The organism is Klebsiella sp. LY (assembly GCF_004010915.1).
GTDB lineage: Bacteria > Pseudomonadota > Gammaproteobacteria > Enterobacterales > Enterobacteriaceae > Klebsiella > Klebsiella quasipneumoniae.
In genome coordinates this window covers 2,163,852-2,179,849 of record NZ_CP022444.1, presented here as the reverse complement: position 1 = coordinate 2,179,849, position 15,998 = coordinate 2,163,852, and the positions used below count along the sequence as shown (strand labels likewise).

Sequence of the window (15,998 nt, the reverse complement as noted above, 5' to 3'; positions counted from 1 at the left end):
GCGCAGGCAGATCCCTACGTCCTGGTTTTAGCACTGCATAACGTATCTGAACGGTCATGACCGCCAGAAGTTACCTTGGCAACACCTTGATTCGATGGAAGCCTGTATTTCCCTGAGTGGTCTCTCTCGATACCAACAGGGCGGTAACTTGTATTTATGCAGGAGCCTCGCCATAACGAGATCGTTAAATGAAGCGCCATTATTGGCGAAGCGGGATAATTCACAAAGCGTATAATTTATGTGGTTTATCAACTGTTGATAAACCACCTAAGAATTTTCAAATCGTTAATCATCCGCTAAACACTGCAAATGCCCATGGCGCACGCCGCGCTGGGCAATCACGTCGTCGGCAAAATGCTGTATCTCGACCATGTCTCCCTTCAGCACCGCAATCTCCAGGCAGTCGTCATGACTGATATGCACATGCAGCGTGGCGACGGAGAGATCGTGATGATGATGCTGGGTGGCCACCAGCCGGCTCGCCAGTTCGCGTTTTTCATGCTCGTACACATATGACAGGACGGCATAACCGCGCCGCGGCTCCGACGGTGCGGGATCCTGGTTGAGGGCGTCTCGCAGAATATCGCGTACCGCCTCCGAACGATTGTGGTAGCCGCGGCGGGCGCTGAGCGCATCGAGAGCGGCCAGCAGGTCATCATCAAGAGTCAGGGTTACGCGCTGCATGGCATGGCCTCGTTAAGCAGAGTGGCAGGAAAAGGTGGCAGCACCGCCTGCTGGAGCGCCTGTCCGGCAGGGGAGCGCAGGCGCAGCGGTAGACTGACCGTTGCGGTTTCGACGATGCGTCCGTGCTCCATCACCAGCACCCGCTGGCAAAAGCGCTCCACCAGCCGCAGGTCGTGAGTGATGAACAGGCAGGCGGTGCCAAACTGGGCCTGCAGACGCTTCAGCAGGGCGATAATCTCCGCCTGCAGCAGCAGATCGAGATTCGAGACCGCTTCATCCAGAATCAACAGCTGCGGCCGTACCGCGAGGGCGCGAGCCAGGCAGACGCGCTGCAGCTGTCCGCCGCTGAGCTGCGCCGAGCGTTTATCGAGCAGCATCGTGGAAAGGTCGACAGCCTGCAGCATCTCTTCCACCTGGCGCGCGCGTTCCTCGCGCGACAAGCGCAACAGATGGCGCAGCGGCTCGCTGACGATCTCGCGCACCGTTTTGCGCGGATTCACCGCGCTGAAGGCGTCCTGAAACACCAGCTGAATATCGCGGCGGAAGGCGCCGACGGCCTCGCCCTTCAGGGCGGTCAGCGGTGTGCCGCGCCAGACAATATCGCCGTGCTGCGGCGTTTCCAGGCCCACCAGCATCCGCGCCAGGGTGCTCTTGCCGCAGCCGCTGCGCCCGAGCAGAGCCACCGTTTCGCCGGGGGCGATGGCGAGTTGGATCTCGTGCAGGACCCTGCCGTGGTGCGGGTAATTGTGGCTCACCCCGGTGACGCTGAGTAAATTCATGCTGTTTTCTCCAGTCCGTACAGCGCCAGATGCGCCGCCAACAGGCGTTGGCTCAGCGGGTGCTGTGGGGCGCTGAACAGCGTATTTACATCGCACTGTTCAACGAGGCGACCGTTCTCCATGACCGCTACGTAATCCGCCAGCCGCGCCACAACGCCCATGTCATGGGTCACCAGCAGCAGCCCCAGACCGCGGCTGGCGACGATATCCGCCAGCAGATTGAGGATCCGCGCCTGGGCGATGGCATCGAGGTCGGTGGTCGGTTCGTCGGCGATGATAAAGGGCGCGCGGCTGAGCAGGGCGAGGGCGACCATCATCCGTTGCAGCATGCCGCCGCTCATCTCAAAGGGGTAGCGTTTCAGCAGCGCCCGCGGATTATCCAGACCCACCTCTTCCATTGCCGCCAGCAGGGCGGCGTCACTTGCTTCGCGGCCCGCCGCCCGGCAGGTTTCCCGGGCGTGGGCGGCCATGGTATGCAGCGGATTAAAGGCGCTGCGTGGGTTCTGCATGATAGTGGCGATAGTCGCGCCGCGCAGCTGTTCGCCGTGCACCGGCATGCCGTCAAGCAACACCCGGCCGGCGGTCTGGTTGACGCCGGGCGGCAGCAGGCCCAGCGCGGCGGCGCAGGTGAGCGATTTCCCGCTGCCGCTGCTGCCGAGCAGCGCCAGTACCTGGCCGCGGCGCAGGGTAAGCGAGACGTCGCTGACCAGCGGGCGGTCGGCGGCAAGGGCGATCTGTTGCAGTTGGATCTTCTGCGGCATCAGTGGCTATGCTCCGCGATCAGGTGAGGATCGAGGCGATCGCGCAGCGCGTCGCCCAGCAGGTTAAAGGCCATCACGCTGATGAACAGCGCCAGCCCCGGCCAGACCATCTGCAGCGGCTGGGTCCAGATATACTGCCGGGCGTCGTTGATCATCACCCCCCATTCCGCCGTCGGCGCGCTGACGCCGAGGCCAAGGAACGACATGCCGGCCACGTGAAGCATCATATGGCCGATATCCAGTGAGGCGAGCACCAGCAGCGAGGGGATCACCGCCCCTGCCAGATGGTCGCTGAACAGCCGCCACTGGCTGGCGCCGCTCAGGCGGGCGGCGAGGATAAATTCGCGCTGGCGCAGGGAGACCACCAGATTACGCACCATTCTGGCGTACCAGGCCCAGTGCGACAGCGCAATGGCGAGGATCACGTTGGTCAGCCCGGTTCCCAACACCCCCACCATAAAGAACGACAGGATCGAGGTCGGAAAGGTCATAAACAGTTCGGCGAGGCGCATCAGGCCGCGGTCGGCGCGGCCGCCCAGCAGCCCGGCGCTGCCGCCAACCGCCAGACCGATCAGCAGCACCAGCAGCAGGCAGGCCATTACCGCCCCCAGCGAGACGCGGGTGGCGGCCAGCAGGCGCGAGAAAATATCCCGTCCAAGATGATCGGTTCCCAGCCAGTGCGCTCCCCCTGGCGGCAGCAGCCGCTGCTGCAGGTTAATCGCCGCTGGATCCCAGGGCAGCCACCAGCCACTGCCGAGGGCGATGACCGCCAGCAGCGCGATAACCAGCAGGGCCAGTTTCACCGGCCAGCGGAAGTTTCGCAGCCATCTCATACGCTCACCTCCTCATGGCGGCGCAGGCGCGGGTCGAGCGCCGCGTTAAGCACATCCACCGCCAGGTTAGCCAGTACGAACACCGTGACCATCATCAGGGTAAAGCACTGAATCACTGGATAATCGCGATTGAAGATCGCGGAAACCGCGTAGCGGCCAACCCCCGGCCAGGCAAAGATATTTTCGATAATCATCGTGCCGCCGATCAGCTCACCAATGTGCATGCCCATGGCGGTCACCACCGGCAGGGTGGCGTTGCGCAGGATATGCCGCCGCTCCACCTGGCGCGCGCTCAACCCGCGCAGCCGCGCCCATACCACGTGACGCTGGCCGGAGACCTCCAGCATGCTGGCGCGCAGCAGCCGGGCGTTAATCGCCAGCGACATAAAGGCGATGGAGACGGCGGGCAATATCAGGTGCTGCCAGTCGCCGTATCCCATCGCCGGGAGCCACTGCAGATGCACGGAAAAGAGCATCACCAGCAGAAAGGCTAGCCAGAAGTTCGGCATCGACACGCCGAGGAAGGCAATCAGCCGTACAGCAAAATCCGGCAGGCGATCGCGATGGCGCGCCGCCCAGATCCCCAGCGGCAGCGAGGTGACGAGGATCAGCGCCAGCGCCGCGCCGGTGAGCAGCAGGGTGGCCGGCAGGAAGTGCAGCAGGTCGTCCAGCACCGGCCGCCGGGTGGCATAGGAGAGGCCGAAGTCCAGGTGCAGCGCCCGCCACAGCCAGTGCAGATACTGCATCGCCAGCGGCTGGTTGAGCCCCAGCAGTTCGCGGGTCGAGGCGACCATCTCTTCCGTGGGCGGCAGATTCGACAGGCGCAGATAATCCAGCGCCGGGTCGCCGGTGCCGAGCCGCAGCAGCAGAAAGATGATGGCGGAGGCGGCGAGCAACAGCGGGATCAGCAGCAGCAGGCGGCGTAAAATATAGCGTAGCATTATGGTGTTACCGGTTTAATCTGGTCGAACGGGATCTCGGTGGTCACCGGCGCGAACGGGATCTCGCCGACCTCCTGGCGCGCAACTGACATCAGCGAGACATAGCTGATGGGTAGGTACACCGCGTCCTGATGCAGACGGGTCAGCACATCGTGGTACAGCCGTTTCCGCTGCGCCTCGTCGCTGGTGGTCAGCACCTCGCTAATCTCTTTATCAATCAGCGCTTTGTCGGGCAGGCCGCGCTGGGCCTGATAATCGGCATGCGAGGGCACGCGCATCGAGCTTAAAAAGGCATGCGGATCGTAGGGGGCGCCCCAGGTGCGATTGAAGATCATGCCGAACCGGCCTTCGCGCTGGCGCGCATAGATGCTGCTTTCCTCCTCGCCCACCAGGGTGACGCGGACGCCGACCTCCCGCAGATTGGCCTGAATAATTTCGGCCATCGATTTAGCCAGCGCGTCGGTGCCGATAAACGCCAGCTCAATCGCCAGCGGTTGCCCGGCTTTTTGTCGCCAGGGCTGGCCTTCCGGCTGCTGCCAGCCGGCCTGCGCCAGCAGGGCGCGGGCTTTTGCCGGATCGTAACGGCGTGGCGTCAGATCCTGCGGGGCGTAGGGGACCGAGGGCGCAAACAGGGTGTCGGCAACCTGCTGGGTGCCGTAGAGCACGCTATCGACGAGGGTCTGCTTGTCGACGGCGTAGTTGAGCGCCTCGCGAACCGCCTGCTCGCGGGTCGGGCCCTGGCTGGCGTTCAGCGCCAGCATCACCGTCTCCGTCGGGGCGGAGAGTCGAGCCACGTAGCCGGGGTGATGACGAAAGCGTTCGAAGGTATCCAGCGGTAGCAGCCCTTCGTCGCCGTAGAGCATGTCAATTTCCCCGGTTTCGAACGCCACCGCGCGGCTGGTGGCGTCAGGGATCACTTTGATGGTGATTTGCTGCAGCGCGGGTTTATTACCCCAGTACTGTTCGTTGCGTACCAGCACGTCGCGCTGATTGAGCTGCGAGCTCGCCAGTCGCCACGGCCCGGTGCCGATCGGGGCTTTGATGCCGTTGGCGGTGCCGCCATCGATAAACTGCGAGGGGGCGATAAAGCGGAACGGGCGGGGCAGGGCCAGCTCTTGTAGCAAGGGGACGTAGGCGCTTTTCAGGGTGATCTGCAGCTCGCTGGCGCTGAGCGCCCGCACGTCGGTTATCTGATTGGCGAGCTCAAGCCAGGCGTGACGTTGACGGTTGGCGAGCACCGCCTGGAAATTCGCCGCTGCGGCCTGGGCGTTAAAGGGTTCGCCGTTGGAGAAGGTCACATCCTCGCGCAGGGTGAACCACCAGGTTTTGCCATCGGCGGAGTGACGCCAGCGGGTCGCCAGCCAGGGCTGCACGCTGCCGTCAGCCTGATACTTCACCAGCGGCTCATAGACCATGCTTTGGGCAAACATCTGGTTGGGGGTATAAAGATGCGGATTCAGCGGGCCGACGTTCACCGGCCAGGCGGTGGTGAGCGAGTGCTGCGCGGCCTGAGCCAGCAGAGGGACGCAGGCGATCAGCGCCAGCAGAGTGAGGCGGAAAATAGACAAGACGGCAATCTCAACGACAGGAAAGTATGACGATTTTAGTGATTCATCATACTTTCGGAGTAACCTGGATCAATATTGCGCCGAAAAGTATAAGTAATCCGTATGATTATGCGCAGGGGCAGGCGCCGCTTTACCCCTCAGGGCGCCCGGAACAACCCCAGCAGCGTGGCCACCTGTTCGTCGATCGGCGCCAGATCCCGCTTGACGATCAGATGCAGCGGCGTCGCGCGGCGCGCGCCATGGCTGAGGGGCAGCCGCTTCAGCACGCCCTGATCGAGATGGGAACGAATGCGCTCTTCCGGCAGCCAGCCGAAGCCGACCTGATACATCACCGCATCAATGGCGGCGTCAATGGTGGAGAAAGTCCAGGCGTCACGCGTCGCCTGGCCATCGCCGGTCTGGTCGGCAATGCGCACCAGCGGCCATGGCGCCAGCGCGCTATCCTCCAGCGGACCGTCGAGGGCGGCGAGAGGATGGTCGCGGTGGGCGACGGCGATAAAATCAATATTCATCAGCCACTCTCCGCGGCCGGTAATATCCTGGCGGCGGGTCAGAACCATGACATCGGCTTCCGTTCGCGCCGCACCCTCGTCATCCATATTTTCCAGCACTTCGGTGAGTCTGACCTGCGTCTGCGGATAACGCTGCTGAAACTGGCGCAAAATGGCGAACAACCGCTGGCGCGGGAAAATGCTGTCGACCACCAGATCCAGACGGGTGCGCGCCCCGTTGCGCAGAGTGGCGGCATGCGTCTCAACGTAGGCGAAGGCCTGTAGCAGCGGTTTGACCTGATTCAGCAGCAGTTCGCCGGCCGGGGTCAGCACCGCCCGCCGCCCGGACGGCGCCAGCAGCGCTACCCCTAAACGCTCCTGCAGCAGCGCGAGGTTATAGCTCACCGAAGACTGGCTGCGATTGGTCTCCTCCGCCGCTCTGGCAAAGCTCCCCAATTCCACTACCTTTTCGAGTAACGCCCACTGCTCCAGGGTTGTCTTGTGCATAATCAATCTAAAATTTGGATGTATTTAATCCAAACATAGCGTTATTCATTCAATTTTTAAAGACGTATGCTGTCCTCAACAACACAGAGGAGAATAAATGATGAGCACTTTCGACAAACATGACCTCAGCGGCTTTATCGGTAAACATCTGGTCTACACCTACGACAACGGCTGGAACTACGAAATTTACGTCAAAAACGGCCACACCCTCGACTACCGTATTCACAGCGGCATCGTCGGCAATCGCTGGGTGAAAGATCAGGAAGCGTACATCGTGCGGGTGGGGGAAAGTATCTACAAAATCTCATGGACCGAACCGACCGGTACCGACGTCAGCCTGATCGTCAACCTGGGCGATAAACTGTTCCACGGCACCATTTTCTTCCCGCGCTGGATCATGAATAACCCGGAAAAAACCGTCTGCTTCCAGAACGATCACATTCCTCTGATGAATTCGTACCGCGATGCCGGCCCGGCCTACCCGACGGAAGTGATTGACGAGTTTGCTACTATCACCTTCATTCGCGACTGTGGCGCGGATAATGACGAGGTTATTAATTGCCCGGCAAGTGAATTGCCAGCTGATTTTCCTGCAAATTTGTAATTAAGCAGAAATAACTTTGTGATCTGCGCTAACTTTTTGTCATCAAGCGTGACAAAGACAGCGTCATTAATTGTTATCTGGTTTAACCCCCGTTTACTTTCCGCGATAGCGTTCCTGTTTGCTTTTCCAGACAGGAACGCTTTTTTGTCAAAATTCTGCCATAAATAAAACCTATCATTCTGTTTCTTAATGATTTATTTGGCTATGCTGAGAAAAGATTAATTTCTTAATATTATCCTAAGCAAGGTCGACTACATTAATAGTGGTCGAAATACCCTGAAATGGAATGCCGCGCTGAACTCACTTCATTTTAATTTCGTTTAAGTCCGCAGGCGCAGGATATTTTATTCTAACGACCCAGGTTTGTGCGTGGGTCATCTACAGAACAGGATGATGATGAGCGATTTTTTGCCTTTTTCGCGCCCGTCGATGGGCGACGCAGAGCTGGCAGCCCTGCGTGAAGTTTTAACGTCGGGCTGGATCACCACCGGACCGAAGAATCAGGCACTTGAAGCGGCATTTTGCCAGTTGACCGGCAACCGCCACGCGATTGCCGTCAGTTCAGCGACCGGCGGGATGCATGTGACCCTGATGGCGCTGGGTATTGGCCCTGGCGATGAAGTCATTACGCCGTCCCAGACCTGGGTCTCCACTCTCAATATGATCTGCCTGCTGGGCGCCACGCCGGTAATGATCGATGTCGATAACGACAATCTGATGATCACCCCTGAGGCGGTGGCAGCGGCGATCACCTCGCGTACCAAAGCGATTATTCCTGTGCACTACGCGGGGGCGCCAGCCGATATCGACGCCATTCGCGCGGTGGGCGAGCGCCATGGCATTCCGGTGATCGAAGACGCCGCCCATGCGGCGGGGACCCACTATAAGGGCCGCCACGTAGGCTGGCAGGGGACCGCGATTTTCTCGTTCCACGCGATCAAAAACATGACCTGCGCTGAAGGCGGCCTGATTGTCACCGACGACGACGAGCTGGCCTCCCGTATCCGCAGCCTGAAATTCCATGGCCTTGGCGTGGACGCCTATGACCGCCAGACCCATGGCCGCGCGCCGCAGGCGGAGGTGATCGCTCCGGGCTTTAAATACAATCTTGCCGACATCAACGCCGCGCTGGCGCTGGTCCAGCTGGAAAAACTGCCTCACGCCAACCAGCGGCGGGCGGAAATTGCCCAGCGCTATCTGCGCGAACTGGCGGACACGCCGTTTACGCCCCTGACCGTCCCGGCCTGGGATCACCAGCACGCCTGGCATCTGTTTATCATCCGCGTCGATGAGGCTGCCTGCGGCATCAGCCGCGACGCGTTGATGGAAAAGCTAAAGGCGATGGGTATCGGCACCGGTCTGCACTTCCGTGCGGCCCATACGCAAAAATATTACCGCGAGCGCTTCCCGGAGGTTTCCCTGCCGAATACCGAATGGAACAGCGCCCGCATCTGTTCTCTCCCGTTGTTCCCGGACATGACCGATGACGATGTCACTCGCGTCATTTCCGCACTGCGCCAGCTGTCAGGACGTTGATATGCTTACTTACCCTCCCGTGAAGAAGGTCTCGGTGGTTATTCCGGTTTATAACGAACAGGATAGCCTGCCGGAGCTGCTTCGTCGTACGGATACCGCCTGCGCCACGCTGGGGCGGCAATATGAAATTCTGCTGATCGACGATGGCAGCAGCGACGATTCCGCGCGCATGCTCACCGAAGCTGCCGAGGCGGAAGGCAGTCACGTCGTCGCCGTGCTGTTAAACCGTAACTACGGGCAGCACTCGGCGATCATGGCCGGTTTCAGCCATGTAACCGGCGATTTAATCATTACGCTTGACGCCGACCTGCAAAACCCGCCGGAAGAGATCCCGCGGTTGGTAGAGAAGGCGGATGAAGGCTACGACGTGGTGGGCACCGTTCGCCAGAACCGTCAGGACAGCATCTTCCGCAAAACCGCGTCGAAGATGATCAACCGCCTGATCCAGCGCACCACCGGCAAAGCGATGGGCGACTACGGCTGCATGCTGCGCGCTTACCGCCGCCATATCATCGACGCCATGCTCAACTGCCATGAGCGCAGCACCTTTATCCCGATCCTGGCGAATACCTTCGCCCGGCGCGCGGTGGAGATCCCGGTGATGCACGCCGAGCGCGAATTCGGCGACTCCAAATACAGCTTTATGCGCCTGATCAACCTGATGTACGACCTGGTGACCTGTCTGACCACCACGCCGCTGCGTCTGCTCAGCATTTTCGGCAGCGTGATAGCCCTGCTGGGCTTCGCCTTTGGCCTGATGCTGGTGGTGCTGCGTCTGGCCTTTGGCCCGCAGTGGGCGGCGGAAGGGGTATTTATGCTCTTCGCCGTGCTGTTTATGTTCATCGGCGCTCAGTTTATCGGGATGGGCCTGCTCGGGGAGTATATCGGACGCATCTATAACGACGTGCGCGCGCGTCCCCGCTACTTTATTCAACGTGTTGTTCGCCAGCCGGAAACGGCATCTAAAGAGGAAGATCGTTCATGAAAGCCGTAGTCTTCGCTTATCACGATATGGGCTGCACCGGTATCCAGGCTCTGCTGGACGCTGGATATGATATCGCTGCTATTTTCACCCACCCGGATAACCCTGGCGAAAACCATTTCTTTGGCTCCGTGGCGCGCCTTGCCGCCGAGCAGGGCATTCCGGTGTGGGCGCCGGAAGACGTGAACCATCCGCTGTGGATTGAGCGTATCCGCGAGATGAAGCCGGACGTGCTGTTCTCCTTCTACTACCGCAACCTGCTGGGCGATGAGATCCTCAGTCTTGCGCCGAAAGGGGCGTTTAACCTACACGGTTCGCTGCTGCCGAAATATCGCGGCCGCGCGCCGCTGAACTGGGTACTGGTCAATGGCGAAAGCGAAACCGGCGTGACGCTGCACCGGATGGTGAACCGCGCGGATGCCGGCGATATCGTCGCTCAGCAAACCGTGGCGATTGGCCCGGATGACGCCGCCCTGACGCTGCACCGCAAGCTGTGCGCTGCCGCCACTGAGCTGCTGAGCCAGGCGTTGCCGGCGATCCTCGCCGGAACCACCGATGAACGTCCGCAGGATCACAGCCAGGCGACCTATGTGGGACGGCGCACCCCGGAAGATGGCCGCCTCGACTGGGAGCAGCCGGCGCAGACGCTGCACAATCTGGTGCGCGCGGTCTCCGATCCGTGGCCGGGGGCCTTCGGCTACGCTGGCGCGAACAAATTTATTGTCTGGAAATCCCGTGTACGCAGTGATCTACCTGCAGCCAAACCGGGCACCGTTATCTCCGTTGCACCGCTGATCGTGGCGTGCCAGGAAGGGGCGCTGGAGATTGTCACCGGCCAGACCGAACGCGGCGTGTACATGCAGGGCGCCCAGCTGGCGCAGGCGCTGGGCCTGGTGTCCGGGGCGGTGATCAGCAGCAAACCGGTGGTGGCGGTTAAGCGTCGTACCCGGGTGCTGATCCTCGGCGTCAATGGCTTTATCGGTAACCATCTGACCGAACGCCTGCTGCAGGACGACAACTATGAGATTTACGGCCTGGATATCGGCTCCGACGCCATCAGCCGTTTCCTCGACTGCCCGCGTTTTCACTTCGTGGAAGGCGATATCAGCATTCACTCCGAGTGGATCGAATATCACATTAAGAAATGCGACGTGGTGCTGCCGCTGGTAGCTATCGCCACCCCTATCGAGTACACCCGCAACCCGCTGCGCGTGTTCGAGCTGGATTTCGAAGAGAACCTGAAGATCATCCGCGATTGCGTGAAATACAATAAGCGCATCATCTTCCCGTCGACCTCTGAAGTGTACGGCATGTGCACCGACAAAAACTTCGACGAAGATACTTCCAACCTGGTGGTCGGGCCGATCAACAAACAGCGCTGGATCTACTCGGTCTCCAAGCAGCTGCTGGACCGCGTGATCTGGGCCTACGGCGATAAGAATGGCCTGAAGTTCACCCTGTTCCGTCCGTTCAACTGGATGGGGCCGCGTCTGGATAACCTCAACGCCGCGCGTATCGGCAGCTCCCGCGCCATCACCCAGCTGATCCTTAACCTGGTGGAAGGCTCGCCGATCAAGCTCATCGAAGGCGGCAAGCAGAAGCGCTGCTTCACCGACATCAGCGACGGTATCGAAGCGCTGTTCCGCATCATTGAGAACAAAGACGGCCGCTGCGACGGGCAGATCATCAACATCGGCAATCCGGATAACGAAGCGAGCATCAAAGAGCTGGCGGAGATGCTGCTGGCCTGCTTCGAACGCCATCCGCTGCGCGATCGCTTCCCGCCGTTTGCCGGCTTCCGCGAAGTGGAAAGCAGCGACTACTACGGCAAGGGCTATCAGGACGTTGAGCATCGCAAACCGAGCATCCGCAACGCCAAACGCTGCCTGAACTGGGAGCCGAAGGTGGAGATGGAAGAGACCGTTGAGCATACCCTGGACTTCTTCCTGCGCACGGTTGAACTGGTGGACGATAAAAATCCATGAAACAGGTCGGCTTACGCATAGATGTCGATACTTTTCGCGGGACGCGGGACGGTGTTCCGCGGCTGCTGGACCTGCTGGGCCAGCACGGGATTCAGGCAAGCTTCTTCTTCAGCGTCGGGCCGGACAATATGGGGCGTCACCTGTGGCGCCTGGTAAAACCGAAGTTTCTGTGGAAGATGCTGCGTTCCAGAGCGGCTTCGCTGTACGGCTGGGATATTCTGCTGGCCGGCACCGCGTGGCCGGGACGCCGCATCGGCGCGGGGAACGAGGCGGTGATCCGCGCGACCGCCGAGTCTCATGAAGTGGGCCTGCACGCCTGGGACCACTACAGCTGGCAGGCGTGGAGCGGCGTCTGGCCGCAGGAACGGCTGACGCTGGAGGTCGAGCGTGGCCTGCTGGAGCTCGAGCGCATCATCGGCCGCCCGGTCACCTGTTCGGCCGTTGCCGGCTGGCGCGCCGATCAGCGGGTGGTGAAAGCCAAAGAATCCTTCGATTTTCTCTACAACAGCGACTGTCGCGGCACGCGGCCGTTTCTGCCCCAGCTCGGCAGCGGCGTCTCTGGTACGGTGCAGATCCCGGTCACGTTGCCGACCTGGGACGAGGCGGTGGGCACGGCGGTGGATATCGCCGGCTTTAACCGCTATCTCCTCGACTGCATCCATCGCGACCCTGGCGTGCCGGTCTATACCATTCACGCCGAAGTGGAAGGTATTGCCTATGCCGATCAGTTCGATGAACTGCTGACCATGGCGGCGGAAGAAGAAATTCAGTTTTGCCCACTGAGCCAGCTGCTGCCCGCTGACTTTAGCGAGCTGCCGTCCGGCAAAGTGGTTCGGGGTGAACTGGCTGGCCGGGAAGGCTGGCTCGGACGTGAACAATTACTGACTTCGGGTGTTTGATGAAAAGCATTCGCTATGGCGTCTCTCTGATTGCGCTGTTTGCGCTGTATTACCTGCTGCCGCTCAATTTCCGTTTGCTCTGGCAACCCGATGAAACACGCTATGCGGAGATCAGCCGTGAAATGCTGGCCACCGGCGACTGGGTGGTGCCGCATTTTCTCGGGCTGCGCTACTTCGAAAAGCCGATTGCCGGTTACTGGATCAACAGTGTCGGCCAGTGGCTGTTTGGCCATAATAACTTCGGCGTACGCTTCGGGTCGGTCTTCGCCATCACCATGACCGCCGTGCTGGTGGCCTGGCTGGCGTGGCGCATCTTTCGCGATAAGCGGGTAGCCGTCCTGTCGCCAGTGATTTTTCTCACCGCGATGCTGGTGTATGCGATTGGTACCTATGCGGTGCTGGACCCGATGATCACCCTGTGGCTGGCGCTGGCGATGTGCAGCTTCTGGGGCGCGACGCAGGCGCAGAGCCGCGGCGGCAAAATACTGGGTTACGTGCTGTTGGGCGTCGCCTGCGGTATGGGGGTGATGACCAAAGGTTTCCTTGCGCTGGCGGTGCCGGTGGTGGGCGTTCTGCCGTGGGTGATCGCCCGTAAACGCTGGCGTGAAGTGCTGACCTACGGTTGGCTGGCGGTGGTCGTCTGTACGCTGGTGGTGCTGCCCTGGGGGCTGGCTATCGCCCAGCGCGAGCCGGACTTCTGGCGCTATTTCTTCTGGGTCGAGCATATTCAGCGTTTCGCCGAAAAAGACGCCCAGCATAAAGCGCCATTCTGGTACTACATCCCATTCCTGATCGCCGGCAGCTTGCCGTGGCTGGCCCTGCTGCCAGGGGCGCTGAAGCGCGGCTGGCGTGAGCGCGATGAGGCCCGCGGCGCGCTGTATCTGCTCGGTTGGGTGGCGATGCCGTTCCTGTTCTTCAGTATTGCTAAAGGCAAACTGCCGACCTATATCCTGCCGTGCTTTGCGCCGCTGTCGATCCTGATGGCCCGCTACGCGCTGGAGGCGGCGAAGACCGGCGCGAAAGCGCTGCGCATCAATGGGATGATCAACCTGGGCTTTGGCCTGCTGGGGCTGATCGCCGTGCTGGTGGTCTCGCCCTGGGGCGTGATGCACAAGCCGGTATGGACCAAGATTGAGCTGTATAAATGTCTGCTGGCGGCCATCGCCTTCGCCGTCTGGGCGCTGATGGGCTGGTTGGCGATGAAAGACGCTGGTCGCCGTTGGAGCCTGGCGGCGCTTTGCCCGCTTGGCCTGGCGCTGCTGGTGGGCTTCGCCATTCCGGACCGGGTTATCGACAGCAAACAGCCGCAGTTCCTCGTGGACATCGTCAGCGAATCCCTGCAGCCCAGCCGTTACGTCCTGACTAACAACGTCGGGATCGCCGGCGGCCTGGCCTGGGAGCTGAAGCGAAGCGATATTATTATGTTCGACAAACAGGGTGAGCTGAAGTACGGTCTCGACTGGCCGGACGCTCAGGGAAGCTTTGTCAGCCAGGCCGGGTTTGCCGACTGGCTGGCCACGCATCGTCAGCAGGGGCCGGTCTCGCTGGTGCTGTTGATGGATAAAGGAGAGAGTATGGTCGACTTACCGTTACCGAAACCCGATAACGCCTATGAGCTGGGTCGGGTGGTCTTCCTTCAGTACCTGCCGCAATGAGCGTCTGGATCTGTCTGGTGTTCGCCAGCCTGCTGAGCTGCGCCGGACAGCTGTGCCAGAAACAGGCGACCCGCCCGTCCCGTCGCGGACGGCGGAGTCGCCATATACTCTTCTGGCTGGGGATGGCGCTGCTATGCCTCGGCTGCGGCATGCTGCTGTGGCTGAGCGTCCTGCAGTCTATTCCGGTGAGCATCGCCTATCCGATGCTGAGCCTGAACTTCGTCTGGGTCACCCTTGCGGGCTGGGGCATCTGGCATGAGCCGGTCGCTCGCCGCCACTGGTTTGGCGTCGGGTTGATCGTCGTGGGCATTGTCATTCTGGGGACCAGCGTTTGATGGGCTTTCTCTGGGCATTATTCAGCGTCGGCCTTGTCAGCGCCGCGCAGCTGCTGCTGCGCAGCGCCATGGTGGCCTTGCCGCCGCTGACCGATATTCTGGCCTTTCTCCAGCATCTGCTGCATTTCGAGGCTGGTACCTTCGGCCTGTTTTTCGGCCTGCTGGGCTACCTGTTGTCAATGGTCTGCTGGTACTTTGCCCTCCACCGTCTACCGTTATCAAAAGCGTATGCGCTGTTGAGCCTGAGCTATATCCTGGTGTGGGCTGCCGCCATCTGGCTGCCCGGCTGGCATGAGCCGTTCTACTGGCAATCGCTGCTGGGCGTGGCGATTATCGTCGCCGGCGTATTGACCATCTTCTGGCCGGTGAAACGCCGCTAGCCGGGGAGCCGGCTTTTGGGACGCCCCGGGCCGAGCAGGATCGCCAGCTTGCTGCCCCCGACGGTGGTCTCCATCCAGATTTTACAGACGCTGGTTAACGGCACCGAGAGCAGCATTCCCACCGGCCCCAGCAGCCAGCCCCAGACCAGCAGCGACAGGAACACCACCAGGGTCGACATCCCCAGCCGGTGGCCCATCATGCGCGGCTCCACCATGTTGCCCAGCACCATATGCACCACCAGAAACAGCGCCCCGACCAGCAGGCACTCATAGATGCCGCTGAACAGCAGCGCCTGCAGCATGGGTGGGATGGCGGAGATGGCGGAGCCGATATTCGGCACATAGTTCAGCAGGAACGCCAGCACCCCCCACATCAGCGCGAACTGCACCCCCATCGCCAGCAGCCCCAGCCAGACAATCAGCCCGGTCCACAGGCTGATCAGCGTTTTCAAAGCCAGATAGTGGGTAACGCCTTTCAGCGCCCGGTGCAGCCCGGCGATATGCAGGCGAGGGTTATTGAGGGCAAAACGCAGTTTGTAGGGCAGGTGGCGAACCTCAAACAGCATAAAGATCACCGTCATCACCAGCAGCACAATGCTGGCCATCGCCCCGGAAAGCTGGGTCATCAGCGTCGTGGCCCAGGTCATCAGCCGTTCTGAATCCATACGCCGCAGCATGCGCTCCGGATTGATATGCAGGTTGAGAAAGGGGAGATACTCCTGGAGCTGGACGATCTTACGCGTCAGGGCGCGGTTGAAATCAGGCAGCATGGCGACAAAGTCATTGAGCGACGCCGCCAGCACGCCAAGCAGCGCGGTGAGCATCACCAGCATTGCCGTCACCACCAGGGTAATGGCGAACGGGCGCCGCACCCCGCGGCGAATGCACCAGGTGACCAGCGGGTTGAGGACGATAGCGAAAAACAGCGCCAGCAGCAGCTGCACCAGAATATCGGCGGCGGCGTGGATCCCGGCGAGGATAATCACCAGCGCCGCCAGCTTAAGTAAAATATGGAGCCCGGCTTTATCAGCCTGCGGAGGGGACATAGGTATTCCTTT

16 protein-coding genes and 1 riboswitch are annotated in these 15,998 nt (G+C 60.9%); of the genes, 8 read left to right on the top strand and 8 right to left on the bottom strand.

Annotated features, from left to right (window positions below; translation table 11 throughout):
- Positions 1-5 precede the first annotated feature (5 nt).
- Positions 6-187: riboswitch (M-box (ykoK) riboswitch) on the bottom strand.
- A 98-nt stretch (positions 188-285) separates the two neighbouring features.
- From nikR to CE636_RS13580, 7 genes are all read right to left on the bottom strand, one after another.
- Positions 286-684, bottom strand: coding sequence for a nickel-responsive transcriptional regulator NikR (nikR, locus tag CE636_RS13610; RefSeq protein WP_004202063.1), 399 nt, complete (start codon positions 682-684; stop codon positions 286-288).
- On the bottom strand, positions 672-1,463 hold the full coding sequence (nikE, locus tag CE636_RS13605; RefSeq protein WP_017899991.1) for a nickel import ATP-binding protein NikE: 792 nt from the start codon (positions 1,461-1,463) through the stop codon (positions 672-674). Before nikE ends, nikR begins: the two co-directional genes overlap by 13 nt.
- Positions 1,460-2,224 (bottom strand): nickel import ATP-binding protein NikD, encoded by a 765-nt coding sequence (gene nikD, locus CE636_RS13600; protein WP_004202067.1) that lies wholly within the window; start codon positions 2,222-2,224, stop codon positions 1,460-1,462. The genes nikE and nikD overlap by 4 nt, the downstream gene beginning before the upstream one ends.
- Positions 2,224-3,057, bottom strand: a complete 834-nt coding sequence (gene nikC, locus CE636_RS13595; RefSeq protein ID WP_004202068.1) for a nickel ABC transporter permease subunit NikC — start codon at positions 3,055-3,057, stop codon at positions 2,224-2,226. Before nikC ends, nikD begins: the two co-directional genes overlap by 1 nt.
- A complete protein-coding gene (nikB, locus tag CE636_RS13590; protein WP_017899990.1) occupies positions 3,054-3,998 on the bottom strand; it encodes a nickel ABC transporter permease subunit NikB in 945 nt (314 codons plus the stop codon). Before nikB ends, nikC begins: the two co-directional genes overlap by 4 nt.
- Positions 3,998-5,566, bottom strand: a complete 1,569-nt coding sequence (gene nikA / locus CE636_RS13585) for a nickel ABC transporter substrate-binding protein (RefSeq protein WP_017899989.1) — start codon at positions 5,564-5,566, stop codon at positions 3,998-4,000. The genes nikB and nikA overlap by 1 nt, the downstream gene beginning before the upstream one ends.
- 137 nt (positions 5,567-5,703) lie before the next feature.
- On the bottom strand, positions 5,704-6,564 hold the full coding sequence (locus CE636_RS13580) for a LysR family transcriptional regulator (RefSeq protein ID WP_017899988.1): 861 nt from the start codon (positions 6,562-6,564) through the stop codon (positions 5,704-5,706).
- Between the two features lie 97 nt (positions 6,565-6,661).
- Between CE636_RS13580 and CE636_RS13575 the strand changes: the two genes are divergently transcribed.
- The 8 genes from CE636_RS13575 (at position 6,662) to arnF (ending at position 14,940) form a co-directional block, all read left to right on the top strand.
- Positions 6,662-7,168 carry a phenolic acid decarboxylase gene (locus tag CE636_RS13575; protein WP_012540376.1) on the top strand — a complete coding sequence of 169 codons (507 nt, stop codon included), beginning with the start codon at positions 6,662-6,664 and terminating at the stop codon, positions 7,166-7,168.
- Positions 7,169-7,564: 396 nt separating this feature from the next.
- Complete coding sequence (gene arnB / locus CE636_RS13570) at positions 7,565-8,704, top strand: UDP-4-amino-4-deoxy-L-arabinose aminotransferase (RefSeq protein ID WP_004202075.1); 1,140 nt, start codon at positions 7,565-7,567, stop codon at positions 8,702-8,704.
- A 1-nt stretch (position 8,705) separates the two neighbouring features.
- Entirely contained in the window at positions 8,706-9,689 is a 984-nt protein-coding gene (arnC, locus tag CE636_RS13565; RefSeq protein WP_004202077.1) for an undecaprenyl-phosphate 4-deoxy-4-formamido-L-arabinose transferase, read from the top strand.
- Positions 9,686-11,671, top strand: coding sequence for a bifunctional UDP-4-amino-4-deoxy-L-arabinose formyltransferase/UDP-glucuronic acid oxidase ArnA (arnA, locus tag CE636_RS13560; RefSeq protein WP_017899987.1), 1,986 nt, complete (start codon positions 9,686-9,688; stop codon positions 11,669-11,671). The genes arnC and arnA overlap by 4 nt, the downstream gene beginning before the upstream one ends.
- Positions 11,668-12,570 carry a 4-deoxy-4-formamido-L-arabinose-phosphoundecaprenol deformylase gene (gene arnD, locus CE636_RS13555; protein WP_004202080.1) on the top strand — a complete coding sequence of 301 codons (903 nt, stop codon included), beginning with the start codon at positions 11,668-11,670 and terminating at the stop codon, positions 12,568-12,570. Before arnA ends, arnD begins: the two co-directional genes overlap by 4 nt.
- Positions 12,570-14,225, top strand: a complete 1,656-nt coding sequence (arnT, locus tag CE636_RS13550) for a lipid IV(A) 4-amino-4-deoxy-L-arabinosyltransferase (RefSeq protein ID WP_004202082.1) — start codon at positions 12,570-12,572, stop codon at positions 14,223-14,225. Before arnD ends, arnT begins: the two co-directional genes overlap by 1 nt.
- Positions 14,222-14,560, top strand: a complete 339-nt coding sequence (gene arnE / locus CE636_RS13545; protein ID WP_004202083.1) for a 4-amino-4-deoxy-L-arabinose-phosphoundecaprenol flippase subunit ArnE — start codon at positions 14,222-14,224, stop codon at positions 14,558-14,560. The genes arnT and arnE overlap by 4 nt, the downstream gene beginning before the upstream one ends.
- Positions 14,560-14,940 carry a 4-amino-4-deoxy-L-arabinose-phosphoundecaprenol flippase subunit ArnF gene (gene arnF, locus CE636_RS13540; RefSeq protein WP_004202084.1) on the top strand — a complete coding sequence of 127 codons (381 nt, stop codon included), beginning with the start codon at positions 14,560-14,562 and terminating at the stop codon, positions 14,938-14,940. The genes arnE and arnF overlap by 1 nt, the downstream gene beginning before the upstream one ends.
- Here the strand turns inward: arnF and CE636_RS13535 are convergent.
- Positions 14,937-15,986: an AI-2E family transporter gene (locus tag CE636_RS13535; RefSeq protein WP_017899986.1), complete on the bottom strand. Its 1,050-nt coding sequence runs from the start codon at positions 15,984-15,986 to the stop codon at positions 14,937-14,939. The genes arnF and CE636_RS13535 overlap by 4 nt on opposite strands.
- Between the last annotated feature and the right edge of the window lie 12 nt (positions 15,987-15,998).

What these genes read in the sequence shown, in the direction of transcription:
- arnT (WP_004202082.1), top strand. Translation starts at nt 12,570, where the DNA reads ATGAAAAGCATTCGCTATGGCGTCTCTCTGATTGCGCTGTTTGCGCTG.
- CE636_RS13535 (WP_017899986.1), bottom strand. Translation starts at nt 15,986, where the DNA reads ATGTCCCCTCCGCAGGCTGATAAAGCCGGGCTCCATATTTTACTTAAG.
- CE636_RS13580 (WP_017899988.1), bottom strand. Translation starts at nt 6,564, where the DNA reads ATGCACAAGACAACCCTGGAGCAGTGGGCGTTACTCGAAAAGGTAGTG.
- arnC (WP_004202077.1), top strand. Translation starts at nt 8,706, where the DNA reads ATGCTTACTTACCCTCCCGTGAAGAAGGTCTCGGTGGTTATTCCGGTT.
- nikC (WP_004202068.1), bottom strand. Translation starts at nt 3,057, where the DNA reads ATGAGATGGCTGCGAAACTTCCGCTGGCCGGTGAAACTGGCCCTGCTG.
- nikB (WP_017899990.1), bottom strand. Translation starts at nt 3,998, where the DNA reads ATGCTACGCTATATTTTACGCCGCCTGCTGCTGCTGATCCCGCTGTTG.
- nikR (WP_004202063.1), bottom strand. Translation starts at nt 684, where the DNA reads ATGCAGCGCGTAACCCTGACTCTTGATGATGACCTGCTGGCCGCTCTC.
- arnB (WP_004202075.1), top strand. Translation starts at nt 7,565, where the DNA reads ATGAGCGATTTTTTGCCTTTTTCGCGCCCGTCGATGGGCGACGCAGAG.
- arnD (WP_004202080.1), top strand. Translation starts at nt 11,668, where the DNA reads ATGAAACAGGTCGGCTTACGCATAGATGTCGATACTTTTCGCGGGACG.
- nikD (WP_004202067.1), bottom strand. Translation starts at nt 2,224, where the DNA reads ATGCCGCAGAAGATCCAACTGCAACAGATCGCCCTTGCCGCCGACCGC.
- nikE (WP_017899991.1), bottom strand. Translation starts at nt 1,463, where the DNA reads ATGAATTTACTCAGCGTCACCGGGGTGAGCCACAATTACCCGCACCAC.
- arnF (WP_004202084.1), top strand. Translation starts at nt 14,560, where the DNA reads ATGGGCTTTCTCTGGGCATTATTCAGCGTCGGCCTTGTCAGCGCCGCG.
- arnE (WP_004202083.1), top strand. Translation starts at nt 14,222, where the DNA reads ATGAGCGTCTGGATCTGTCTGGTGTTCGCCAGCCTGCTGAGCTGCGCC.
- CE636_RS13575 (WP_012540376.1), top strand. Translation starts at nt 6,662, where the DNA reads ATGATGAGCACTTTCGACAAACATGACCTCAGCGGCTTTATCGGTAAA.
- arnA (WP_017899987.1), top strand. Translation starts at nt 9,686, where the DNA reads ATGAAAGCCGTAGTCTTCGCTTATCACGATATGGGCTGCACCGGTATC.